Origin of the sequence: Thiobacillus sp., assembly GCA_024235835.1 — a bacterium.
GTDB lineage: Bacteria > Pseudomonadota > Gammaproteobacteria > Burkholderiales > Thiobacillaceae > PFJX01.
Map to the genome: position 1 here is coordinate 1,146,590 of JACKLQ010000002.1, position 21,700 is coordinate 1,168,289.

A 21,700-nucleotide genomic window follows, 5' to 3' on the forward strand; every position below is an offset into this window, starting at 1 on the left:
ATGGGTATCAATCGACGTGATTTCCTGAAATCCAGCATCGCCGCCAGCACGGCGGCGACGGTGGGCATGTCCGTTTCGGAACAGGCCCAGGCTGCGATCAGAGAAGGTGAAAAGGACTGGCAGTGGGACAAGGGAGTATGCCGCTTCTGTGGCGTGGGCTGCGGCATCATGATCGCCACCAAGGACGGCCGCGTGGTGGCCACCAAGGGCGACCCCAAGGCCCCGGTCAACCGCGGTCTCAACTGCGTCAAGGGCTACTTCAACGGCAAGATCATGTACGGCCAGGACCGGCTGATCCAACCCCTGCTGCGCATGACCGACGGCAAATACGACAAGGCCGGAAAGTTCGCGCCCGTGTCGTGGGAGCAGGCCCTTGACGTGATGGAACGGCAGTTCCGCAAAACCTACGCGGAACTCGGCCCGGCCGGGGTTTCCATGATCGGCTCCGGCCAGCAGACGGTGATGGAAGGCTACGTCTCCAGCAAGCTGATGAAGGCCGGGTTCCGCTCCAACAACCTGGACAACAACGCCCGCAACTGCATGGCCTCGGCCGTAGCCGCCTTCATGCAGACCTTCGGCATCGACGAGCCGGCGGGCAACTACGATGACGTCGAGCACACCGACACCATGGTGCTGTGGGGCGCCAACATGGCCGAATGCCACCCCATCATGTGGTCGCGCATCACCGACCGGCGGCTGACCCACAAGGCCTGCCGTGTGGTCAACCTGACCACTTACCACAACGCCTCGTCCGACCTGGCCGACCTGGAGATCATCATGTCGCCCAACGGCGACCTGGCCATCCAGAACTGGCTGGCACGGGAGATCATCGTCCGCAACGTGGTGAACTGGGACTTCGTCAACAAGCACTGCATCTTCAGCACCGGCCACAATGACATCGGCTACGGCTTCCGCACCGCCAACGCGGAGAAGTACGCCTATGCCGCCGAACAGGACGTGGTCGGCAACCAGAAACGCCATGTCCTGGACGCGCAGGAGGCCGTCGCCCAGCGGCGCAAGGCAGGCGAAGCGGTGGAACAGAAGCATGCCGCCGCCGCCGCCCAGCACTGGAAGATCAGCTTTGAAGACTTCAAGGCCGCGCTGGAGCCCTACACCCTGGACTTCGTGGCCGAGGTGGCCAAGGGCGATGCCGAGGAAAGCCTCGACGCCTTCAAGGCCAAGCTGGTCAAACTGGCCGACCTGTTCATCGACCCCGCGCGCAAGACCATATCGTTCTGGACCATGGGCTTCAACCAGCACCAGCGCGGCACCTGGGTCAACGAACAGTGCTACATGAACCACCTGCTCCTGGGCAAGCACGCCCAGCCCGGCAATGGCGCCTTCTCCCTCACCGGCCAGCCTTCCGCCTGCGGCACCGCGCGGGAGGTGGGCGTATTCTCCCACCGCCTGCCCGCCGACATGGTGGTGGGTAATCCCAAGCACCGCGAGCATACCGAGCATCTCTGGCACGTGCCCGCGAAAACCCTGAACCCCAAGCCGGGCGCCCACATCACCGACATCATGCGCGGCCTGGAAGACGGGGCCATCAAGTGGTGCTGGATCCTGGTCAACAACCCGTTCCAGCATCATCCCAACATCAACCACGCCATCAACGCGGCGCGCAAGGGCGACAACTTCATCGTCGTCTCCGACGCCTATCCCAGCGTCTCGGCCAAGGTGGCCGACCTGATCCTGCCCGCCGCCATGATCTTCGAGAAATGGGGCGCCTACGGTAACGCCGAACGCCGCACCCAGCACTGGCGCCAGCAGGTGCAGCCCCCCGGCCAGGCCCGCGCCGACATCTGGCAGATGATGGCCTTCGCCAAACGCTTCAAGCTCAAGGACGTGTGGGGCGAGCAGCGCCTGCCCGGCCTGAAGGTGGAAGGCTTCCCCGAAGGCAAGCTGCCCAGCGTGCTGGACGAAGCCGCCAAACATCACCTCAGCCCCGACACCACGTTGTATGAAGCCCTCTTCGTCACCCCCGCCAACCGCAAGCATGCCTGGCCCGACCCCGTGGCCAAGGGCCATGGCAACCACGTGGCCGATCTGCTGGGCGACGGCTGGTTCCCCGAGAAAGCCATCTTCGAGGAATACCGCACCTTCGGCGCGGGCCATGGCCACGACCTGGCGCCGTTCGACGTCTATCACCACGACGACGTGCGAGGCCTGCGCTGGCCGGTAGTGGAGAAGGACGGCAAGTGGGTGGAAACCCTGTGGCGCTTCAACGAGCAGTACGACCCCTACGCCAAGAAGGGCAGCGGCTTCGACTTCTACGGCGACTTCGCCAAGGCCATCCCAACGGGCAACCTGGACGGCGTCACCGACCCGAACCCCACCCCGCTGCCCGGCAAGGCCAAGATCTTCTTCCGCCCCTACGCTGCCCCGGTGGAACGGCCCGATAGCCAGTACGACCTGTGGCTATGCACCGGCCGGGTCATCGAGCATTGGCACACCGGCACCATGACCCGGCGCGTGCCCGAACTGCACCGCGCCGTGCCGGCCGCGGTGTTGTGGCTGCACCCGGATGACGCGCAAAAACGCGACCTCAAGCGCAACGACGTGGTGTGGGTGGAATCGCGGCGCGGCAAGGTGCGGGTCCGGGTGGAGACGGGGGGACGCAACCGCATGCCCAAAGGCTATGCGTTCGTGCCCTTCTTCGACGAAGGCGTGCTCATCAACCGGGTCACGCTGGATGCCAATTGCCCCATCTCGCGTGAAAACGACTTCAAGAAATGCGCGGTCAAGGTCTATCGGGCCTGAAGCGACAAGGAGACGCCATGAAATTCAAAATCGCATTCATTGCCGCGCTGACACTGGCGGCTGGCTGGCTTCAGGCCGACAGCCTGCCGGACGAAAGCCTGGGCTTATCGAAAACCAGTGTGTTTGAAGACCCGACCCCGCCGGAGTTCGCCTACTCCGATCTTCCACCCAAGAAATCCGGCGTACTGCCGCGCTTCTGGGAAGACGCCCCGCCGCAGATTCCGCACAAGGTGGACAAGCTCATTCCCATCACCGCCAAGCTCAACAAGTGTCTGGAATGCCACGACGAGCCCGACGACATCGGCGACAAGGTGAAGGGCGAACCCACGCCCATGCCCGAGTCACACTACGTCAAGGATGGCAAGGACATGGCCATGTCGGGCCGCCGGCACTTCTGCACACTGTGCCACGTTCCCCAGGCGGGGGTCGGTGTGTTGGTGGATAACACCTTCGGCGCGGGCAAGTAGGCAGGTGGGGCGAGCGGATATTGGCATGGGGGCTGATCCCGCAGCCCCCATGCCAAGCCGCAGCCATGATCGATCACACCAATCGACCCCGCATGGCAACAATCAGAACCCTCCAGCAACTCAATATCCAGGGCGAGCTGCCCAGCCCCAAGGGCATAGCACTGGCCATTCTGGAAATCTGCCGCCGGGAGGATGCCAGCCTGGCCGAAGTGGCCCGCGTGGTGCAGACTGATCCGGCCCTCTCCGGGCGCCTGATCAGACAGGCGAACAGCGCGGCTCGTGTGGGGAGGCCGGTGGCTTCCGTGCCCGAGGCGATCCAGCATATCGGCCTGGGCACGGTACGCCAGCTGGCCTTGGGATTTTCGTTGCTGGACAACTATGCCGATGGCGCCTGCAAGCGATTCGGTTATGCACGCTTTTGGTCCCACTCCCTTCTCATGGCTGTGGTCATGCAGGAATTGGGCGCGCGTATCCGGGTTGGCGCGCCGGATGATCTCTTCGCCTGCGGGCTCCTGGCCAGGATCGGCTGCCTTGGTCTTGCCACGGCTTATCCGGATGAGTACGACACCCTGCTGGAAACCGCCACCGCATCGATTAGCCCCACGGGCCAGGAGCGCCAGGGCCTGGGCACCGACCACAATGAGCTGACCGCCGCCCTATTGCTCGACTGGGGAATTCCCCATGGACTGGTGGAGGCGGTTTTTCATCACGAGTCGCCAGAGGCATCCGGCTTTACGCCCGGATCACGGCCCGACCTGTTGACCAAGCTCCTCAACCTGGCTGGACATCTGGCCGATTGGGGGCACACGATCAAATCCGATCGCGAGGAGCTGGATGCGGAACTCCTGCACTCGGGGAGTGCTCTCGGCTTGGATGCGGACGAATTCAACGCGCTGGCCGAGAGTGCAATCCACCAGTGGAATTCATGGGGCGAACTGATAAAACGCCCTTCCTACGCAGGCGTGGGAGGAAATGGGGGAGAGGAAGAGACCCGCCCCCCTAAGCAAACCCAAACCCGTCCTGCCGCGGGAGAGGAATTCCAACCACCCTCGCTCGCCGCCAAAGAAGACTGCCCCGCTTGCAGCCAGAGGGAGAACACCGGCGAGGCGCCCCTGTGCATCCTGTTGGTGGACGGCAAGGACTCCTCCCGCTTTCCGCTGGAAAAAAGGCTGGGCGAGGAATGTGGGCACAAGGTGTATACGGCCGCCAACGGCAGGGAGGCCCTTGCCCTTGCCCTGGAGGTCATGCCCCAAGTGGTCATCACGGACTGGCTCATGCCGGGCATGGATGGCCTGGAGTTCTGTCGGACACTGCGAGGCACGGAATGGGGGCAAACCCCTTATGTGCTGATCCTGACCGATGTGGTGACCGTCAGCCAATTGAACAAAGCCTTCGATGCCGGCGTGGACGATTATCTCCTCAAGCCGGTGATCAGCCGCGACCTGCATCTGCGCCTGAGGGCCGCGAGGCGACAGGTGAAGCTGCAAGAGGAGTGGTCCAGGGACCGCATGCAACGCAAGCGGTTCGCCGCCGAATTGGCCATCTCGAACAGGAAACTGGAGCACGCTGCCCTGACCGACGCGCTCACGGACCTGCCCAACCGGCGGGCGGCCATGATGTTTCTGGATCAGGCCTGGAGTTCCTCCAGCCGTTCGGGCACGCCGCTGGCCGTCATGATGGCGGACATCGACCATTTCAAGCGCATCAACGATGAGCATGGCCATGCGGCCGGCGATGCCGTGCTACGGCAGGTGGCGCATGCGCTGCGCGCCGCCGTTCGCAGGGAAGATGATGTCTGCCGTGTGGGGGGCGAGGAATTCCTGGTGATCTGTCCCAATGCCGATCTCAAGACCGCCCACCAGTTCGCGGAGCGCCTGCGCCAAGGCATCGATTTGCTGCGCGTCGAGGCAGGCGTGGAAATGTTGCGTGTCACCCTCAGCGTAGGCGTGGCCTGCAAAGGAACCGGGGTGAGCGACGCATGCTCGCTGGTCAACGCAGCCGACCAGGCACTTTATGCCGCCAAACAGGCTGGTCGGGGCCGTACCTGCCTGGCTGGCGATGGCAAGTTCCACTGTGGACATCCATGACACCGTCTGATCAAACCCGGCTGAACTGCAGGATTCGGCATCAGGGGGATATTTCCGTCATCCATCTTGATGGGCGTTTCGTGTTCCACGACCACCGGGATTTCCGGCAAGTCTACGAGCAGGCCCTGGCGCGGAGCGAGACGCTTTGCATCCAGCTGGACATGGGCAAGCTGGAGTATCTGGATAGTTCTGCCCTGGGTATGCTGCTCCTGTTGAGAGAGCGCGGACAGGCACAGGGCAAGGCAGTTCGAATCCTTGGGGCGCGAGGCCTGGCACTCCAGGTGCTGGAGGTGGCCAACTTCCACAAGTTATTCGATATGACGCGCTGACTCTATGCATATCTGTCTCACTGGAACTCAGTGGGCTGCCCCTGATGTCCTGTCAGGTGAAGCGGTCATCCAGAGAGGGAGTTGTTTTACGGATCTGGGATTTCCATTGCCATCTCCCGCCGCTGCTCCTCCCATCCCACAGCCGGATTCACACTCAAAGCCCCCAGCGTCACCTCCTCCGGCAACGTCTCGTCCAGGATCGCCGCCACGATCTCCGGCGCCAGACGCAGGCTGGCCATGAGGTAGGTGTGGTAGCTGTGCGAGGGACGACCCGGTTTGTGTGGGTTATTAGGATACGACGGCTCCTTCCTGCCGGCCGCGGAGCGGCTTGATGGTGGTGTCGATATCGAGAATCCAGGGGGCGTCCAGAAGATACGTGGCACTTTGGCCCAGGTTGCCGTCCAGCCAGGCGACGCCTTCCGTCTCGGGAATACGGGGCAGCGCCCGCCGCAGGACGTCTTCGGATATGGCCTTGCATCCCAGGAGGCAGGAATTGACGCCATCGCAGCGCATGGCGGCCACATGGGCGTAGCGCTTGTAGTCCGAGAGGATGGAGAGCATCCAGGCGCCCAGCACATCGGCCAGCCTCGGGGTGAAGAGGCTGGAACGACGCGACTTTTCCGCCGCCGAGGCCGAACGCATCTGGCGGGTAACCATCCTCCTGGCTGTCTTGGGCTTGCACCCCGGTCCCGGCAACCGGTCCCCACGCCGTAGCCGGGCTCGCGCTCCGGGCAAGCAGGCGCCATACCCGACTTGAATGGTCGGGCATACCGCCTACATTGAATTCAGGAAGCCGCGCTTGGAAGTGGTTTTGGATGCGTGGTTCATCCCCAGCCGCGGTTTCCGGGTTGAATCTACTCTCCCGCTTTCAGGAGGCCATCATGAACGACTCCGTCCAGATCACCATTGACCGCGACGTTTACCAGCGTCTGCAATTGCTCATGGCCCCCCCACTCAGCGATGCGAACGCGGTCATCAAGTCCCTGCTGCTCCAGGACGGGCATGCCAGCCCGGCGGCCATCGAGGTCGAGGCCTCGACGCGGCATTTCAGCTTCGCGCAGGAACTGGAGCGCGCCCAGGCGGGGGTCTTTGAGTGTGGCGGCGCCACCTGATGCCCCCCGGCAACGGGGCACGAAATGGACTTGGCCCTGCGCCGCGTCTATGACCCCGCGGGGCCGGACGACGGCCTGCGTGTGCTGGTCGATCGGCTGTGGCCGCGCGGCCTGAGCAAGGCACGCGCCGGGGTGGACGAATGGCTGCGCGAGGCGGCGCCGTCGGCCCCACTGCGGCAGTGGTTCGGCCACGATCCGGCGCGCTGGGCCGAATTCCGGCGCCGCTATGTGGCCGAGCTGGGGGCCCAGCCGGCGTCCGTGGCGGTGGCCCGCCTGCGCGTCCTCGCCGCGCGAGGGCGGGTGACGCTGCTCTACGCAGCGAAGGACGAGGCCCACAACAACGCGCGGGCGCTGCGGGAATTCCTCCTGGCAGAGGGGTGATACGGCCTGGTGCCCTCAATTCAGGGGCTTGGCGTGCCGGAAACCGGCCCGTGAAAACACGACGTAGAAGGCGGCCACGTTCATCAGCGCCCAGATGATGAAGCCCAACGCATAGCCGCCCAGCATGTGCTTGCTGGCTGCCAGGGTGACCGTCATGGTGAAGCCGCAGGCCGCGCCTGCGGCCTTGGCCAGCCCACTGACCGCGCCCACATGCTTGAAGTAGGTCGGGATCAGCTTGATCACCGCGGCCGCGGAGGCGCCGGACAGCAGGGCCAGGGCATAGATGGCGCCCAGCTGGACCCGCAGGGATATCTGCAACACCAGCAGCAGGGCCAGGACGCTGGCCAGCCCGAACATCCAGGCCAGGATTTTCAGGGTGTCGAAGCGGTCGGCCAGCCAGCCGCCGAGCGGCCGGGTGACGGCGACGCAAGCAACCAGCAGCGCGGTGTAGACCATGGAGGCCTGGGTGGTATCCACGCGCCACTGGTCGACCAGATAGGTCGGCATGGTGGCGGCGAAGAAGGTCAGGGTGCCGAAGGCCGTCCAGTAGAGATAAGTCACCAGCCAGACCAGCGCGCCCGAGCGGTACACGGCGGCAACCTCGCGCAGGGAAACGCCCTTGTGCTGCCGATGCGGCGGATCGGAGGTGAAGAACCAGTAGACCAGCGCCATCAGCAGGGTGGGGATGGCGAAGATCAGGAACACCAGGCGCCAGCCGGAAAAGTGGCCGAGGGCGAACTTGGCCGGCAACGGGCCGTAGCCGGCCGGCCCGCCCAGCACCTGGGTGATCAGGAAGGCGACGGCGATCATGCCGAGGCTGATGCCGATGTTGCCCAGGCCGAAAAGGCCCAGCGCCGTGCCCTGTTTCGACTTCGGGTACCAGGACGAGACATGGGCGTTGCCCACCACGAAACTGGCGCCGCCCAGGCCGAGCAGCATGCCGAGCAACAGGAACGACAGGTAGCTGTCGACGAACAGGCCGGTGAACAGCGGGATGGTCAGGCTGAGCAGCAGGAGGGTGAACACCAGCCGGCCGCCGAACTTGTCCGTCACGATGCCGAGCGGGATGCTGACCACGGTGGCGAAGAAGGCCGGCATCGCCGCCAGGATGAGGGCCTGGGTAGGGCTGAAGGCATACCACTTGATGAGAAAGGGGCCGAGGGCGGAAAACATGCCCCAGATGGCGAAGCCGAGTGAAAACGCCAGGAACGATATCCACAGGACGCGGGCATTGCCGGCGGGCTGGGGTAGGGCGTGGAGGGAGCTGTCGAAAGCCGTCATGGTTGTCCTTGTTCCGGTAGGTCGTTCTCGTCGCGGCCGCCCGGCGCCATCAATGCTCGCCCTTAGTCTTGCGGATGCCCGCGACCCGGTTGCCCTGCTTCTGCGGCCCGCCCATGGGGAAGATGTCGTGCAGGTAGCGGTTGTTGCCCCTTTCCGGACCCCACACTTCACGGAAATACCGGATCATGTCGCGCACCTGGGCCTGCACGCCGTGGCGCTCGTAGTAGTCGCGGATGAAGCGGATGACTTCCCAGTGTTCGTGGGTGAGCGTCAGCCCTTCCCTTCCCGCCTGGGCCTGGGCGAAGCCCGGGCTCCATTCGTCCATGTTCAGGATGTAACCCTCCGGGTCGGTGAGGATTTCCTTGCCATCCACCGTTACGGACCTGGTGTAGATGGCGTAGGGGTTGGTGCTGTCCATGGCCTCCTCGAGGTAGTTGCCCTTGGGGGTCTGCAACGGGGTTTTGTTGGAAATGGGGTTTTGCGTCATGGTCATTTCGTCGCTCCTGGTTGCGTCAAGGATTACCTGACAAATTCATGACGTCAGGCTATTTCCACCCCCTTCCATCTGGCAAACGATATTAATTGAACTCTAATATTCGTTTTCTTGATGTATAGGGCCTGTCACCCATGGATATCGAATTCGCCCGGACCTTTCTCGCCGTGGCCGCCGCCGGCAATTTCGTCGGCGCGGCCCAGCGCCTCCATGTCACCCAGTCCACGGTGAGCATGCGTATCCAGGCCCTGGAGAGCCGGCTTGGCGCCTCGCTGTTCGAGAGGGGACGGGGTGGCGCCCATCTCACCCCCGCCGGACGGCGCTTCCTGCGTCACGCCAACACCCTGGTGCGCACCCTGGAACAGGCGCGCCACGAGGTGGGCTTGCCGGCGGGCTTCAGGGGCAGCCTCACCCTGCGTGGCCGCATAGCCCTGTGGGACGGTTTCCTGCCCCAGTGGGTGGCGCGCATGCGGGCCACCCATCCGGACATCTCCCTGCACCTGGAGGTGGGCTTCGAGGACGACATCATGCGGGGCCTGGTGCAGGGCACGGTGGATGTGGGCGTGCTGTACACGCCGGAAAACCGGCCGGGCCTGGGCATCGAACGCCTGTTCGAGGAAAAACTGGTGTTGGTGGCGACAGACCCGGCCCGACCCTGGCCGGACCCGGGTTATATCCACATGGACTGGGGAGTCGAATTCCACGCCCAGTTCGGCACCGCCTTCCCCGATCTGGCCCCCCCGGCCATCACCGCCAACATCGGCTGGCTGGTGATGCAGCAAATCCTGCACTGCGGGGGCAGCGGCTACTTCCCCTGGCGCATCACCCGCGAACTGGTGGAGGCGGGGGAATTGTGGCTGATGGAAGATCGGCCGGCTTTCACGCTGCCGGCCTACATGGTGTTTCCCATGGGGCGGAGCGAGGACACGCTCTCGGCGGCCCTGGACGCGTTGCGTGACCTGGGCGCCGAGGAGCGGTCGCGCGGCGACGATGCGGCGCCTACAGCGACACCACCAGCATCAGCAGCAGGGCCCAGGCGATGAGGCCGGCGCCGATCACCGTCCGCACGATGCTCGCCGCGGTCATGTCTTCACGGGTGTGGCACAAGCCTTCTATGCCGTGGTAGATGATGCCGCTGGACAAGGCCGACTACGTTCGCCTGGCCCGCTTCCGCCATCGCCAGCGCCGGTTCCTGCGTGTCAGTGAGCGCATCTGCCAGGACCAGGGCCTCACCCCCCGCAATACCATTTGCTGCTGCATGTGCGCGGCAACCCTGAGCGGGACTGGGCCAGCATCGGCGAACTGGCCGAGCGCCTCCAGGCCCAGCACCATGGCGTGGTGACCCTGATCGACCGATGTGAAAGGCTCGGTCTGGTGGAGCGCCGGCCCGGGCTCCTGGACCGGCGGGTGGTGGAGATCCATCTGCTGCCGGCCGGCGAAGAGAGGCTGGACCGCGTCGCCCGGCTGCACCAGGACGAGCTGTATCAGCTGCTGCGGGAATTCGCCGTGGCGGAAGGCTGAGCCTCGCCCGACGCCGGCCGGACCTCGCAGGGGAAATGGCGCAGGCAGTTCGATCCCGCCACCGGGTCGAAGCACTCCCCGTCCATGAGCCGGTTGGCGTCGCCAGCGCCATCCGGGTACTGCCACCAGCCGTATTGGGCGCACACCACGTCCGGGGCCAGGTAGGTGTCCAGGCGGGCGCGGGCGCGCATGGCACCCAGGCGGGTCGCCACCTGGACCCAGTCGCCTTCGGCAATGCCCCGGGCCGCCGCCGTGCCCGGGTGCAGTTCCACCAGCGGCTCCGGCATGCGCCGGCGCAGGGAAGGCAGGTGGCGCTGCTGGCTGTGGCAGTACTGGGGCCACTTGGCGGTGGTCAGGATGAGCGGGTAGCGCGGGTCCGGCGGAAAGCCGGCGGGGAGGGCGTCCGCCAGCGGGTCCAGGCCAGCCTCTGCCAGGCGCGCGCTATGAAATTCGAAGCGGCCGCCGGGGGTGGCGAAGCCGTGCTCTCGGTACTTGCAATAGCGTGTCTTGAGCGGCAGGGCGAGACCGCCGGGGGCAGCGCGCAGCGCCTCGGGCGTCAGGCCGGTGGGGGCCAGGGTGGCCGCCAGGGCGGCTTCCGGATCGCCGCCGAAGAAGCGGTCCGCCAGGCCCAGGTGCCGGGCCAGCTCGAACACGATCCAGGTGTCCGGGCGGCTCTCGCCCCGGGGCGGCACGAAGGCGGGGCGCAACTGGACGTGCGCTTCGGCCGCCGCGCCGACCTGGAAGCCGGCCTGGAGCCCTTCCCTTTCCCAGGCGCTACAGACCGGCAGCAGCAGGTCGGCGTGGCGGGCGGTCGGGGTCTCCACCAATTCGGCGAGGGCGAAGAAGTCCAGCTTGCGCAAGGCCTCGTCGCACAGCGGCGTGTTCGGCTTGGAGAGCAGGAAGTTGCCGCCGAAGGACACGAAGGCGCGCACCGGATAGGGCTGATCGTCGACGATGGCGCGGAACAGGTCCCGGGTGGTGATCCAGCCCTTCTGCGGCGGTCCGTGGGGCCGCTCGGCGTGGCCCAGGGTGAGGCGCCGGGTGGCGGGGTCCACCCAGTCGAAGCCGGCCACGTCGGCGACCGGCGGTCTGGTGAACCAGACGTTGCCGCCCGGCGCGTCCAGGCAGCCGGTGAGGCCGTAGAGGGCGGCGATCGAACGACCGGTCTGGGTGGCGTTGCCGTGTTGGCAGGTACCGGTCCAGGTGAACAGGGACAGGGGCAGGCTGCCAGCGATCAGGTCCGCCGCCTTCGCCACCTGGTCGGCCGGGATGCCGGTCACCGCCTCGACCCGCGCCGCCGGCCAGGCGGCGCAGCGTTCGGCGAGGCGGTCGAACACCGGCCGGCAGGCGACCGGACCGGCCGGCGTGGCGATCCGGAAACGCCCCGTCAGGGCGAGCCGACCGGCCACGCCGGCATTGGGCGGCCGGGCCGGACAGGCCAGCGGGGCGGCCGCCACCACGTCCCAGGCCAGGGGACGGCCGGCATCGCCGCCCGGCCGCAGGTCGGCCTCGGTCAGCACGCGGCCATCCGTCTCCGCCACCAGGAAGGGGGCGTCGCTCCAGCGGACGAGGAATTCCCGGTCGAAGCGGCCCGAGTCGATGAGGACATGGGCCAGGCCCAGGGCCAGGGCGGCGTCGGTGCCGGGTTTTGGCCGCAGCCAGAGGTCGGCGCCCGCCGCCAGGCCGGCCCGGCGCGGGTCCACCACGATCAGCTTCGCGCCGCGCTGGCGCGCCCGCTTGACCGCCGTGGCCTGGGACAACCAGGAAGTGGCCGGGTTGAAACCCCAAAGCAGGATGCATCCGGTGTTCTCGTAGTCCGGCATGCCGATGCCGCCACCCCAGGTGTAGGCCGGGGCGAAGTCCTTGTGCCAGTTGCAGTTCTCGGTGGCGAACACCAGGTTGGGGCTGGCGCAGGCGTGGGCGAGGCGGTGGATCCAGGCGAAGCTGTCCGCCACCGCCGTGCCGCTCGGAGTGGCGACGCCGAAGGCCAGGGCCTGGGGACCGTCCGCCATGGCGGCGCGCATCTTGTCAGCCATCAGGTCCAGGGCCGCGTCCCAGGAGAGGGGCTGCCAGCCCGGATCGGGGTCGCCCTTGGGCCGGGTGCGGACCAGGGGCCGCAGGATGCGTTCCGGGGCGTAGACCGATTCCGGCGCGGTCCGGGCCTTGACGCACAGGGCCTGGCCGGTCGGGTGGCCGGGGTCGGGGTCGATCCGGGTCAGCACGCCGTCCTCCACCCGGCCTACGCAGCCGCAGCGGGAGACGCACAGGGCGCAGTAGCCCCGGCGCAGTTCGATGCTCACGCCCGGCGCCCCGGACATCGTGGCGTTACAGGCCGTAGACCTCGGCCACGTCGGTGCCCGCCAGGCGGTCGAAATAGCGGGCGCGGTAGTAGTGGCGCTTGTGGCCGGCGTCATCGGTGAAGGCGGCGCGGTCGTGCAGCACGTTGTTGCTCACCAGGCCCATGCCGGATTCCAGGCGGCCGCGGTAGAGGTAGGGCGAGCCGCCGTCGAACAGCCCTTGCAGGCAGGCCAGGGCCTCCCGGCTGAGCGGGTCGTCGGCCCAGATGACGTTGTTGACGCGGATGGTGTAGCGCATGTGCAGGTTGCCGGCCGGGGTGATGCCGAACACCGGGCCGGCTTCTTCTTGCCGGGCCACCGTGCCACCCTCGTCGATGCGCGCCGGGATGGTCATGGCCTTGGGCGCCATGAGGGCGCGGATGTAATCCGGGTTCTTTTCGCGCAGGAGGATATAGGCGATCTCATGATCCATCAGGGCGTTCTCGCCGCCGCTGGCGGCCTGCTGCACCACATGCAGGTTGAGGGCGTGGATCTGCTTGGCCGCGGTGTTGTAGTAGCCGTCGGTGTGCCAGTTGATGGCGCGGTTGGTGTAGGGGATGTAGTGCTGGCGGACGCCCTCGTCCCGAACCGTCAGCGAGGTGAGGCCGGTTTCGTCGGCCAGCCAGTTCTTGTTGATGTCCTGCAAGCCGAAGCGGCGCCCGAGGGAGAGGGGGATCTCCGGGTCCGGGTCGGCGCCGGTCTTGCCGGCGTAGAGCGCCATGTTGGCCTTGCGGCAGCGCGCCAGCAGGGCGTCGTGCTCGCGCTGGCTGAGTTTGCGGGGGTCGTCGATCTCCACCACCAGGTCGGCGGGGTAGTCCTTCAGCTTGGCGTCGCGCCAGCGCTGATAGAGGGCGTTGTCGTCGAGGTCGAAGGGGCTGGGAATGGCTCTGGATTGCTGCAGCGGCTGGTTCATGGGCGGACTCCGGCGAAGGGATGGATGCGAGGCGGTTTGCCAGCCCGGCAGTCTAGGGGCTCGCCCTGGCGCGCTCATTGATCAAGGACAAGCGCCGCCGCTCGCCTTGGGCGTGCATCCGCCCGTGACCGGCGAGCGCCGGCCGCGGGTTGACATCAATCAACCCGGCGCACGTGGGCGGCGGCGCCGGGGCGTGGCGTCAGGCTCGCCAGCCTGTCCGTGCTTCCCGTGCCGTACAGGGCGGCCTGGATGGCATCGGCCAGGGCGTCTTCCTCGGCCAGGGCCGGACGGATCGCCTGAACGGCGGGTTCGCGCACCAGGTCTCGTTCGAAGCTCAATTGCAGGGGATCCTGGTTATCGGCGGCGGTGGCCAGGGCGGGCAGAAGGGCGGCAGTGAGGGCAAGGATGAGTTTCATGCGGGGTCTCCGGTAAGAAAACAATGGGTGAACAGGCAAGGCTGACTAAGCACGTACCGTGCCATCCATGAATCCCCCCTGATTCAGCCGCTTGCGGCCCCAACCAACGGGTTGAAGGTGTCCACATTGAACGTTAACATTGCGTTCGCTTTAACACATTGACACCCCCGAATGATTACCCTGACCGGCCTGACCGGCTTTCTCGACAACCTGGAGGAAGGCATCCTGTTTCTCGACCACCGCCGCCACGTCGTGGCGGCGAACGCCGCCGCCCGGCGCCTGCTCGGGCGGGGCGAGGAGGAGGTGCTGGACCGGTTCTGTCCCAGCCTGTTCCAAGGCACGCCCTGTGCGCGCCACTGCCAGCAGGGCGGCGGCTGCGCCCTGCGCTCCGCCTCGGACCGGGAACGGCTGACCCAGGACCTGACCGTGCAGCAGCCCGGTGGCGACCTGGTGTCCTTGCGCATGTGGGCCATGAAGCTGCCCCGCGACGCGGGCCTGGCCTACTACGCGGTGGTGCTGCGCGACCGCAGCCGCGAGGTGCGCCTGGAGGAGGCGGCCAGCGAGCGCCTGCAGCTGGGCGGCCTGGTGGGCCAGGCCGCGCCCATGCGCGAGCTGTTCCGCCAGATCCTGCGGGTGGCGGCCAGCGAGGCCAGCGTCCTCATCACCGGCGAGAGCGGCACCGGCAAGGAGCTGGTGGCGCGCGCCCTGCACGACAACTCCAGCCGGGCCAACGGACCCTATATCCGGGTGCATTGCGCCGCCTTCCCGGAACAGCTGCTGGAGGACGAGCTGTTCGGCCACGCCCGGGGCGCCTTCACCGGCGCCGAGTCGGCCCGCGAGGGCCGCTTCGAGGCGGCCCACGGCGGCACCCTGCTGCTCGACGAGATCGGCGAGGTGCCCCTGAGCGTACAGGTGAAGCTTCTGCGCGTGCTGCAGGAGCGGGAGATCGAGCGCCTGGGTGAAAACCGGCCGCGCAAGGTGGACGTGCGCATCCTCGCCGCCACCCACCGCGACCTGCCCGCCCTGGTGCGCAATGGGGAATTCCGCGCCGACCTGTATTACCGCCTGAGGGTGCTGCCCCTGCATCTGCCGGCCCTGCGCGAGCGCCGCGAGGACATCCCCCTGCTGGCGGACAGCCTGCTGGCGCACCTGCGCGACCGCCACCGCGGGCGCGACCTCCAGGTTTCCACCGCAGCCCTGGACACCATGCAGGCCTATGCCTGGCCCGGCAACGTGCGGGAACTGTCCAACGCCCTGGAGTACGCCCTGGTGCATGCCGAGGGCGACGTCCTGCTGCCGCGCCATCTGCCGCCGGAGGTGCGCCAGGCCGCCGTCGCCCGGCCGACCGCCGAGACGGTGCCCGGCCTGGTCCAGCGCTACTACCGCCCTCCCGCCGACAGGGTGGAGGACGAAAAGACGCTGCTCGCCACGGCCCTGCGGGAAAGCGCAGGCAACCGCGCCGCCGCCGCCCGCCGACTGGGCATGTCGCGCACCACCCTGTGGAAGAAGCTCAAGCAATACGGCCTGGAGGGTTGAACAGGTTCAGGGCGTGTCCGGCCGCCAGCCCGGATGGTCGAAGTAGACAGGGTATCGCGCCAGGGCCGCACGAACCCCGGCCAGACCGGCGGTTGCGGTCTCGGGCCTGGCCATGGCCTCGGCGCCCGCCAGCAGCTCGCCGATCAGGGCATGGAGCACGGTATCCGCCCTGGGCTCCAGGCGGCAGTTCGCCACCAGGGCGGCCACCTCCCCGTGGATGGCCTCGGCGGTCCGGCCGGGGTCGCCGGGTGCCGCCACCAGGGCCTGGATGCGCGTCATGCCTTGGCGCAGCTCGGCGTCGGTGGCCCATTTGCGGCCGTCGTCCAGGCTCAGGGCGGCGTGCCCGGCGTGGTCCGCGTGGCCGGCCGGCCCGCCATGCAGGTGCCACCCGGCGTAGACCGCCAGAACTGTGCCGAGCACGGCCACGAGAATCAGGGAACGTTTGAATGGCGTCATGGTGCGATCCTCTCCGCCCGCCTACCAGGACAGCTGTTCCAGCCAGTCGGCCAGAAGGCCCGCGCTGGCTGCACGCAGGCCCGGCCCGAGCGCCTGGCTGCGCGCCCGCAGGGCGGGGATGTCGATGCCGGCGGCGGAGAGCTCGCCAGTGTGGCCGATCAGCCATTGCTCGATGCGGCGGCTGTCGGCCTCGGCGTGGAATTGCAGGGCCAGGGCGTTGCGCCCCAGGGCGAAGGCCTGGTTTGCGTAGACATCGGTGCTGGCAAGCAGGGTGGCGCCCGCGGGCAGGTCGAAGGTGTCGCCGTGCCAGTGCAGCACCGGCAGGCCGTCGAGGCGTCCGAGACAGGAGGCGTGGCCGGCCTCGGTCAGGCGCACCCCGCCCCAGCCGAGCTCCTTGCGCCCGCCCGGGTAGACCCGCGCCCCCAGGGCGGCGGCCATGAGCTGGGCGCCCAGGCAGATGCCCAGGGTGGGCCGGCCTGCGGCCAGGCGTTCCTTCAGCGCGGCCAGCTCGGTTTCCAGGAAGGGATAGCGGTCGGTCTCGTAGACGCCGATGGGGCCGCCCAGCACCACGGCCAGGTCGGCGTCGCGCAGGGGCGCAGCGAGATCCTCGAGGCCGGCCTCGTGGTAGCGGAGGGTCCAGTCCGGTCCGGACAGGGGCTCGGCGAACAGGCCCAGGTCCTCGAAGGCCAGGTGGCGGATGATTTCGACGCGGCGGGGGGTGGCTTGCATGGGTGCGCTCCTATTCGGGTGTTGCGGGCGTTTTGCTGCGTCCTTCAGGGCATGATTTCCACATATTCATAGACCTCCGCGCCCAGCAGCCGCTGGCGCGCCGGCACGGAAAGGTTCGCGAACCAGGCGTGGGGGTCGTGGCGGTCAATCTCTCGCCCCATGAAGCGGATCAGCTCGCAGATCGGCTCCACCACGTTGGCGCGGTAGCGCAGGTCGTTCTTCACGTAGCCCAGCCAGAGGTTCTTCATGCAGTTGCGGCGGCACCAGGAGAAGGCCTCGCAGCCTTCGCAGGGCATCTCCGGCGTGGGCTGCAAGGGGCTCCGCTTCAGCCAGTTGCCCTGGATCTCGCCCATCTGCATGGCGTGGGCGTACATCATGTCCGGGCAGGGGTAGATCTGGCCGTTGGGCATGACGTTGATCAGGTGGGTGGAGACGCGGCACTGGGTGAGGCCGGCGTACAACTCGCGGCCGCGGTTGGGCAGCACCTTGTTGCGCACGATGCCCATGATCGGCACCAGTGGGTAGAGGCGGTCGCCGCGCGCGAAGAAGCGGTCGATCAGCTTGACCAGCACGGCCTTGCGCTTTTCCACCGCATCGCCGCCGTACATCTCGTCGGCGACGAACTGCCAGTAGACGTAGTCGATGGCCTCGATGGCGCTGGCCAGTTCGTCGAGCTCCTCGAAGGTGGTGTCGGCGTTGCCCCAGGTGACCCGCGCGGTGATCGTGCCGCCGACGCGCTCGTGGACGTGGTTCAGGTTGCGGATGACCTGGCGCCAGATGCCGCGCCCCCGGTAGCCGTCGGTGATGGCCTCGCCGCCGTCGATGGAGACCAGGATGTTGGAGAGCTTCGCCAGAACCCAGCCCGGCAGGTCGTCGAGCAGCGTGCCGTTGGTCTGGAGCTGGTAGCGGAATGCCGGGAAGCGGGCCATCACCGCCCGCATCATGTCCTGGTTCAGGGTCGGCTCGCCGCCGTAGAAGGTGACGTAGATCTCCTTGCCCTTCAGGTGGCTGTCGATGAAGGCGGCGAGTTGGTCGATGTCGTAGCCGAGTTCGGTCTGCGAGCCGAGCACCTCGCCCACCCCCAGCGAGCAGTAGGTGCACTTGAGGTTGCACTTGAGAGTGGTGAGCAGTTGCAGCTCAACGCGGTCGCCGACGATGGGGTCGGGGTCGGAAACGGGGGCGGTAATGGGGACGGACGGCGCGAAATGGATGGTTTGGGTGGACATGCCTTACTCCGGAAACAGGAACGGGCCGCGGCGGGGTCCGCGGCGGCGAGTCGGACTGCTCGGGGAAGGCGGGGCGGTCTTGGGCTGGGCGGTGATGCCGCTGCGCAGCCAGTCGCAGATGGCGCGGTCGGGAGTGCGGTCGGGAAGGGAAAACATGGCCGGAGAATCTACATGCTGCTCCCGGCCAGGCCGATACCACCTTGTAGGTACGGCATACATAGCCCTTCCGGTCGAGCTGCCACCCTCCGCTTGAGCTTAGGCAAGGAATAAACAAGGGCGTGGAGGGGCAGTACAAAAAACCTCACTCGGCCATTGTTGCCATCTGGGCCAGCGTGTTCTTGCTGGCAGGTCATGTAGTGCCTATAGCCTGATACAAAGCCACACTATCGGCTAAACGCTGGGCTTGAGCGGCGGCCAGGCCAATACGGGTCTGCTGGGCCTGTTGCTGGGCGACGAGTAGTTGTAGGTAGCTGGCCGCGCCGAACTGGTATTGCCGCTCCATCGAGTGCAGGGAATCCCGCGCGGCGGCGTCGGCGGCGGCTAGCGCGGCCAGCGTCTGGGCGTCGTTTTCCACGGCGCGCAGCGCATCGGCCACATCGCGTAGCGCCCCCAGCACCACGCCCTGGTAGTTGGCGGCGGCCGCGTCGAAGGCGGCCAGCGCGGCGCGCTTTTCCGCGGGCAGCCCCGGATTGAATAACGGCTGGGTCAGTTGCCCGAGCAGGCTCCACACCGCCGACCCGCTGCCGAACAGGGCGCCGCTGGTGAGCGCCTGGCTGCCGAGGCTGGCGCTCAGGTTGATCTGCGGATAAAGCCTGGCCACGGCCACGCCATAGTCGGCGTTGGCCGCGTGCAGCAGGGCCTCGGCGGCCTGGATGTCGGGGCGTCGGCGCGCCAGCTCGGAAGGCACGACGAGTGGCAGTTCAACCGGCAGGGAGAAGTCCGCCAGGGTGAATGCAGGTATTCCGCCCGCGCCCGGCGCGCGGCCGGCGAGTACGGCGAGCAGATGCTCGGCCTGCTGCATCTGTTTGCGCAATGCAGGCAACTGCGCCCGCGTCTGCTCTGCTTGGGTCTGCAACGCCAGCGCCTCGTCCGGCGTCGCCTGGCCGAGGCGCGCACGCTCGCGGGCCAGATGCACCTGTTCCTCCTGGACCTTCAGGATGGCGGCGGTGGCCTCGATCTGGTCGGCGAGCCTGGCCCGGGTGATGGCGGCCGTGGCGATGTTGCCGGCCAGGGTCAGGCGGGCAGACTCCAACTCAAAGCGGCGGAAGTCGGAGCGGGCGGCCAGGGCCTCCAGGGCGCGGCGGTTGCCGCCAGCGAGATCAAGGTTGTAATGCACGCCGACGCTGGCGTTGAAGAGGCTGAATTCGCGCGCATCGCCCGCAAGGCCCTGGGCGCTCGGACTCATGCGCTGGCGCTGGGCGCCGAGCCCCGCATCCACCTGCGGATATTGCGTCGATCCGGCCTGCGCGGCATGGAGCTCCCGCGCCTGGCGCAGGGCGGCCTGCGCGGCGGCAAGCGAGGGGTTGGCATTGAGCGCCGATTCGATCAGCGCATCGAGCTCCGCGGATTTCAGGTTTCGCCACCACTGGGCATCGGCCGCCATGCCATCGACCAGGCGCTGGGCCTCGCCCAGCCGCACAGCGGCGGATTCGGTCTGGGCGGCGACCGGCGTCGCCGTGTAACCCGCCACCTCCGGCGCGGACGGACGCTTGAAGTCCGGTCCCGCGGCACAGCCGGCGAGCCCCAAGATCAGGGCCCATGTCGCGACTGTCCGGAGATGGGGCCGGCCGGTTTCGATGGGATCGGCACCCGGGCCGGGTTTCGTCTCAAGGTTTGCCATAAAAGTGCTCCATGAACGGCTTGCGGAAGTTTTGATGACAGGCCAGGCAACTGTTCTGTAGCGCCGCGAAGGAAGCAATGACGGATTGACCGTCACCGCGCTTGGCCGCCTGTTCCAAGGCCCTTGCTGCTTGGTGGGTCTGTTCGTCGAATCGCTTGAACCGGCCGGCGTCGCTCCCGACGAAGCCGAGAATGCGCATTTTCTCCCCCAAGGGCGGTTGCGGATGCTCGGCGATGTGCGGCGCGGTATCGGTAACCCGCACCTAATCCTCGCGGGAGATGGCATCGATTACCACCTGCATGTTCTTCCCGAGTTCCCGCATGATCCGGCGCAGTTCCATCGGCTCAGCCGTGGTATTCCCGTCAGCCCAGGCCTGTGCGCCGATCGTTGCCATGGTCGCGCCAAAGATCGCGGTAGCGACGATATTCCCGTGTATGAGTTTGTGTTGCATGAAAACCTCCAGGTCCTGTTTCGGTAAAACGGCTTGTCGCATGGTCAGGCATTGCCCTTAGAACTCGACGCTCAGGGCGACGGAGCCGTAAGCCTGATTCGTGCCTTGCTCCTCAAACTCGCGCGTGCGGTAAACGCGCATCACGGCCAACCTGACGCCATGCCCTGCCAGAATGCCCTGAGCGCTGACACCCACCGCCACCTGGGCAACCCACGGCTGGCGCGTGACACTGTGGCTGGACCGAAAGAGGTTGCCGTCGAGGGAAAAATCGTAGGCGACAGCCTTCGCTTCCACGATCCCGAAGAGGTGAACGCCGGGGCGCGGCCGACTGGCGGCCGGGACGGAATCGCTGGGCTTGCCGTGGATGGAGGCGGCCGATGGCGGGCGGTTCTCGGCGCCCGGCCGGATGGGATAGCTTCCGAAATCATTCGGCAGATTCCAGCCGAGGCGACCCTCGATGCCCAACGTGGCCGAGGTCTCGATGTTGCCGAGCCTGAGCCCCACCGAACGTATCGAATCAGCGGAGAAGCCTGGAATGATTGCCCCGGCCCCACGAAATGCCCTGAATTTGCGGTCCATCGCTACCTGAAAGGCAGGCTCGTTTTCCAACTGATGGTCCCAGCCGAGGAACCTGTCGATGTTCCGCGCATCGTGCACCAGGTTCTGGGTTTGCTCCGCGAGCGACCAAGGGCCGATCACGCCGAGCGTGACCTCGCGCGTGTCGAGCATTTCCTGATTCAACGCGGGTTTGTGTTTTCGCCGGTTCCATGCCAATCCCATGTAGAGCAGGCCCGCGTAGGGCCGATCGTCGGGGATCAGGTCGGTTCGGGTGTAATCCTCCGGGGTGTACATGGACTGGCCGAATCGGACCACCACGTTCTGCGTGGCCGCGGCATCCTTCGCATCGGCCCAGAATCCGGGGTTCATGAACTGGATGAGTTGCGCGTGCAGCCGGATCGGCGCCGGGAAGCACTCGGGCCTCGGCCTGCCCGGGATGTCGTGGGAAATCAGGGTGAACGCCACGCCATTGGTGTAGTTCTGGTCGGTGCCGGTGAATAGGTCGTTTTCCAGCCTCGCCGTGCCGCCGCGGAATCGGAGTGTTTCGTCCACGGCGCAATCCCCGGCGCCGACCGCGCCTTCGTTGACGGCTTGCGCCAAGGCCGGCGAGGGAAGGAGAGCACTCATCGCCAGCGCCAGCATCGAAAGGATGGAGAAGCAGGGGAACGGCGTGTGCGGCAGATAATGGCCCTTCATCGCACATCTTCTGGTGCGGTGCTGACATTCTGCTGTGCCGGGTTTCTCTCTGCCTCGGGCTTGCGCCGGGCATAGACGAGGCGATAGGAAACCGGCGGCCCTTCCGAAATCT

At 66.9% G+C, this 21,700-nt stretch carries 21 protein-coding genes and 2 pseudogenes; 9 read left to right on the plus strand and 14 right to left on the minus strand.

The genetic code is table 11. The features are described from left to right. The 4 genes from napA (at position 1) to H6935_13745 (ending at position 5,643) form a co-directional block, all read left to right on the plus strand. Entirely contained in the window at positions 1 to 2,760 is a 2,760-nt protein-coding gene (napA, locus tag H6935_13730) for a nitrate reductase catalytic subunit NapA (GenBank protein MCP5279398.1), read from the plus strand. A 17-nt stretch (positions 2,761 to 2,777) separates the two neighbouring features. Beyond that, positions 2,778 to 3,227, plus strand: coding sequence for a nitrate reductase cytochrome c-type subunit (locus H6935_13735; protein ID MCP5279399.1), 450 nt, complete (start codon positions 2,778 to 2,780; stop codon positions 3,225 to 3,227). 101 nt (positions 3,228 to 3,328) lie between these two features. After that, positions 3,329 to 5,314, plus strand: a complete 1,986-nt coding sequence (locus tag H6935_13740; GenBank protein ID MCP5279400.1) for a diguanylate cyclase — start codon at positions 3,329 to 3,331, stop codon at positions 5,312 to 5,314. Then, complete coding sequence (locus H6935_13745; GenBank protein ID MCP5279401.1) at positions 5,311 to 5,643, plus strand: STAS domain-containing protein; 333 nt, start codon at positions 5,311 to 5,313, stop codon at positions 5,641 to 5,643. Before H6935_13740 ends, H6935_13745 begins: the two co-directional genes overlap by 4 nt. Positions 5,644 to 5,729: 86 nt before the next feature. Here H6935_13745 and H6935_13750 read toward each other — a convergent pair whose 3' ends face one another. Together H6935_13750 and H6935_13755 are read right to left on the minus strand one after the other, a co-directional pair. Continuing rightward, the gene (locus H6935_13750) at positions 5,730 to 5,882 is read right to left on the minus strand and encodes a hypothetical protein (GenBank protein MCP5279402.1); all 153 of its coding nucleotides are present in this window, start codon (positions 5,880 to 5,882) and stop codon (positions 5,730 to 5,732) included. Between the two features lie 49 nt (positions 5,883 to 5,931). Beyond that, on the minus strand, positions 5,932 to 6,300 hold the full coding sequence (locus H6935_13755) for a hypothetical protein (GenBank protein ID MCP5279403.1): 369 nt from the start codon (positions 6,298 to 6,300) through the stop codon (positions 5,932 to 5,934). A 224-nt stretch (positions 6,301 to 6,524) separates the two neighbouring features. On the opposite strand from H6935_13755, the gene H6935_13760 reads away from it, so the two are divergent. Together H6935_13760 and H6935_13765 are read left to right on the plus strand one after the other, a co-directional pair. Next, positions 6,525 to 6,755: a hypothetical protein gene (locus tag H6935_13760; protein MCP5279404.1), complete on the plus strand. Its 231-nt coding sequence runs from the start codon at positions 6,525 to 6,527 to the stop codon at positions 6,753 to 6,755. Positions 6,756 to 6,779: 24 nt separating this feature from the next. After that, entirely contained in the window at positions 6,780 to 7,136 is a 357-nt protein-coding gene (locus tag H6935_13765) for a DUF488 domain-containing protein (protein ID MCP5279405.1), read from the plus strand. A 15-nt stretch (positions 7,137 to 7,151) separates the two neighbouring features. On the opposite strand, the gene H6935_13770 is transcribed toward H6935_13765, so the two are convergent. Together H6935_13770 and H6935_13775 are read right to left on the minus strand one after the other, a co-directional pair. Then, the gene (locus H6935_13770; protein ID MCP5279406.1) at positions 7,152 to 8,417 is read right to left on the minus strand and encodes an MFS transporter; all 1,266 of its coding nucleotides are present in this window, start codon (positions 8,415 to 8,417) and stop codon (positions 7,152 to 7,154) included. 49 nt (positions 8,418 to 8,466) lie between these two features. Then, a complete protein-coding gene (locus tag H6935_13775; protein ID MCP5279407.1) occupies positions 8,467 to 8,835 on the minus strand; it encodes a TusE/DsrC/DsvC family sulfur relay protein in 369 nt (122 codons plus the stop codon). 209 nt (positions 8,836 to 9,044) lie between these two features. On the opposite strand from H6935_13775, the gene H6935_13780 reads away from it, so the two are divergent. Continuing rightward, on the plus strand, positions 9,045 to 9,953 hold the full coding sequence (locus H6935_13780) for a LysR family transcriptional regulator (GenBank protein ID MCP5279408.1): 909 nt from the start codon (positions 9,045 to 9,047) through the stop codon (positions 9,951 to 9,953). Here H6935_13780 and H6935_13785 read toward each other — a convergent pair. Next, the gene (locus H6935_13785) at positions 9,910 to 10,053 is read right to left on the minus strand and encodes a hypothetical protein (GenBank protein MCP5279409.1); all 144 of its coding nucleotides are present in this window, start codon (positions 10,051 to 10,053) and stop codon (positions 9,910 to 9,912) included. The genes H6935_13780 and H6935_13785 overlap by 44 nt on opposite strands. Between H6935_13785 and H6935_13790 the strand changes: the two are divergent. Then, positions 10,037 to 10,431 (plus strand): annotated as a pseudogene (locus tag H6935_13790) (MarR family transcriptional regulator). The gene H6935_13785 and the pseudogene H6935_13790 overlap by 17 nt on opposite strands. Here H6935_13790 and H6935_13795 read toward each other — a convergent pair. From H6935_13795 to H6935_13805, 3 genes are all read right to left on the minus strand, one after another. Next, complete coding sequence (locus H6935_13795; protein MCP5279410.1) at positions 10,395 to 12,845, minus strand: molybdopterin-dependent oxidoreductase; 2,451 nt, start codon at positions 12,843 to 12,845, stop codon at positions 10,395 to 10,397. The pseudogene H6935_13790 and the gene H6935_13795 overlap by 37 nt on opposite strands. Continuing rightward, on the minus strand, positions 12,757 to 13,680 hold the full coding sequence (locus H6935_13800; GenBank protein ID MCP5279411.1) for a TauD/TfdA family dioxygenase: 924 nt from the start codon (positions 13,678 to 13,680) through the stop codon (positions 12,757 to 12,759). The genes H6935_13795 and H6935_13800 overlap by 89 nt, the downstream gene beginning before the upstream one ends. 155 nt (positions 13,681 to 13,835) lie before the next feature. Further along, positions 13,836 to 14,096: a hypothetical protein gene (locus H6935_13805; GenBank protein MCP5279412.1), complete on the minus strand. Its 261-nt coding sequence runs from the start codon at positions 14,094 to 14,096 to the stop codon at positions 13,836 to 13,838. A 171-nt stretch (positions 14,097 to 14,267) separates the two neighbouring features. Here H6935_13805 and H6935_13810 point away from each other — a divergent pair, with 171 nt between their 5' ends. Continuing rightward, entirely contained in the window at positions 14,268 to 15,632 is a 1,365-nt protein-coding gene (locus H6935_13810; GenBank protein MCP5279413.1) for a sigma-54-dependent Fis family transcriptional regulator, read from the plus strand. A gap of 6 nt (positions 15,633 to 15,638) precedes the next feature. On the opposite strand, the gene H6935_13815 is transcribed toward H6935_13810, so the two are convergent. The 6 genes and pseudogenes from H6935_13815 to H6935_13840 all read right to left on the minus strand — a co-directional run bounded on the left by H6935_13815 (position 15,639) and on the right by H6935_13840 (position 21,588). Continuing rightward, the gene (locus H6935_13815; GenBank protein ID MCP5279414.1) at positions 15,639 to 16,088 is read right to left on the minus strand and encodes a hypothetical protein; all 450 of its coding nucleotides are present in this window, start codon (positions 16,086 to 16,088) and stop codon (positions 15,639 to 15,641) included. A 21-nt stretch (positions 16,089 to 16,109) separates the two neighbouring features. Beyond that, complete coding sequence (locus H6935_13820; GenBank protein MCP5279415.1) at positions 16,110 to 16,817, minus strand: glutamine amidotransferase; 708 nt, start codon at positions 16,815 to 16,817, stop codon at positions 16,110 to 16,112. Between the two features lie 44 nt (positions 16,818 to 16,861). After that, positions 16,862 to 18,043: an SPASM domain-containing protein gene (locus H6935_13825; protein ID MCP5279416.1), complete on the minus strand. Its 1,182-nt coding sequence runs from the start codon at positions 18,041 to 18,043 to the stop codon at positions 16,862 to 16,864. Between the two features lie 349 nt (positions 18,044 to 18,392). Continuing rightward, entirely contained in the window at positions 18,393 to 19,883 is a 1,491-nt protein-coding gene (locus H6935_13830; protein MCP5279417.1) for an efflux transporter outer membrane subunit, read from the minus strand. Beyond that, a pseudogene (locus H6935_13835) lies at positions 19,870 to 20,223 on the minus strand (cytochrome c). The gene H6935_13830 and the pseudogene H6935_13835 overlap by 14 nt, the downstream one beginning before the upstream one ends. 168 nt (positions 20,224 to 20,391) lie before the next feature. Beyond that, complete coding sequence (locus H6935_13840) at positions 20,392 to 21,588, minus strand: lipid A deacylase LpxR family protein (protein MCP5279418.1); 1,197 nt, start codon at positions 21,586 to 21,588, stop codon at positions 20,392 to 20,394. Positions 21,589 to 21,700 lie beyond the last annotated feature (112 nt).

What these genes read in the sequence shown, in the direction of transcription:
- H6935_13765 (MCP5279405.1), top strand. Translation starts at nt 6,780, where the DNA reads ATGGACTTGGCCCTGCGCCGCGTCTATGACCCCGCGGGGCCGGACGAC.
- H6935_13770 (MCP5279406.1), bottom strand. Translation starts at nt 8,417, where the DNA reads ATGACGGCTTTCGACAGCTCCCTCCACGCCCTACCCCAGCCCGCCGGC.
- H6935_13760 (MCP5279404.1), top strand. Translation starts at nt 6,525, where the DNA reads ATGAACGACTCCGTCCAGATCACCATTGACCGCGACGTTTACCAGCGT.
- H6935_13755 (MCP5279403.1), bottom strand. Translation starts at nt 6,300, where the DNA reads ATGGTTACCCGCCAGATGCGTTCGGCCTCGGCGGCGGAAAAGTCGCGT.
- H6935_13750 (MCP5279402.1), bottom strand. Translation starts at nt 5,882, where the DNA reads ATGGCCAGCCTGCGTCTGGCGCCGGAGATCGTGGCGGCGATCCTGGAC.
- H6935_13840 (MCP5279418.1), bottom strand. Translation starts at nt 21,588, where the DNA reads ATGAAGGGCCATTATCTGCCGCACACGCCGTTCCCCTGCTTCTCCATC.
- H6935_13745 (MCP5279401.1), top strand. Translation starts at nt 5,311, where the DNA reads ATGACACCGTCTGATCAAACCCGGCTGAACTGCAGGATTCGGCATCAG.
- H6935_13800 (MCP5279411.1), bottom strand. Translation starts at nt 13,680, where the DNA reads ATGAACCAGCCGCTGCAGCAATCCAGAGCCATTCCCAGCCCCTTCGAC.
- H6935_13735 (MCP5279399.1), top strand. Translation starts at nt 2,778, where the DNA reads ATGAAATTCAAAATCGCATTCATTGCCGCGCTGACACTGGCGGCTGGC.
- H6935_13825 (MCP5279416.1), bottom strand. Translation starts at nt 18,043, where the DNA reads ATGTCCACCCAAACCATCCATTTCGCGCCGTCCGTCCCCATTACCGCC.
- H6935_13795 (MCP5279410.1), bottom strand. Translation starts at nt 12,845, where the DNA reads ATGACGCCGGCCACAAGCGCCACTACTACCGCGCCCGCTATTTCGACC.
- napA (MCP5279398.1), top strand. Translation starts at nt 1, where the DNA reads ATGGGTATCAATCGACGTGATTTCCTGAAATCCAGCATCGCCGCCAGC.
- H6935_13830 (MCP5279417.1), bottom strand. Translation starts at nt 19,883, where the DNA reads ATGGCAAACCTTGAGACGAAACCCGGCCCGGGTGCCGATCCCATCGAA.
- H6935_13820 (MCP5279415.1), bottom strand. Translation starts at nt 16,817, where the DNA reads ATGCAAGCCACCCCCCGCCGCGTCGAAATCATCCGCCACCTGGCCTTC.
- H6935_13815 (MCP5279414.1), bottom strand. Translation starts at nt 16,088, where the DNA reads ATGACGCCATTCAAACGTTCCCTGATTCTCGTGGCCGTGCTCGGCACA.
- H6935_13780 (MCP5279408.1), top strand. Translation starts at nt 9,045, where the DNA reads ATGGATATCGAATTCGCCCGGACCTTTCTCGCCGTGGCCGCCGCCGGC.
- H6935_13810 (MCP5279413.1), top strand. Translation starts at nt 14,268, where the DNA reads ATGATTACCCTGACCGGCCTGACCGGCTTTCTCGACAACCTGGAGGAA.
- H6935_13775 (MCP5279407.1), bottom strand. Translation starts at nt 8,835, where the DNA reads ATGGACAGCACCAACCCCTACGCCATCTACACCAGGTCCGTAACGGTG.
- H6935_13805 (MCP5279412.1), bottom strand. Translation starts at nt 14,096, where the DNA reads ATGAAACTCATCCTTGCCCTCACTGCCGCCCTTCTGCCCGCCCTGGCC.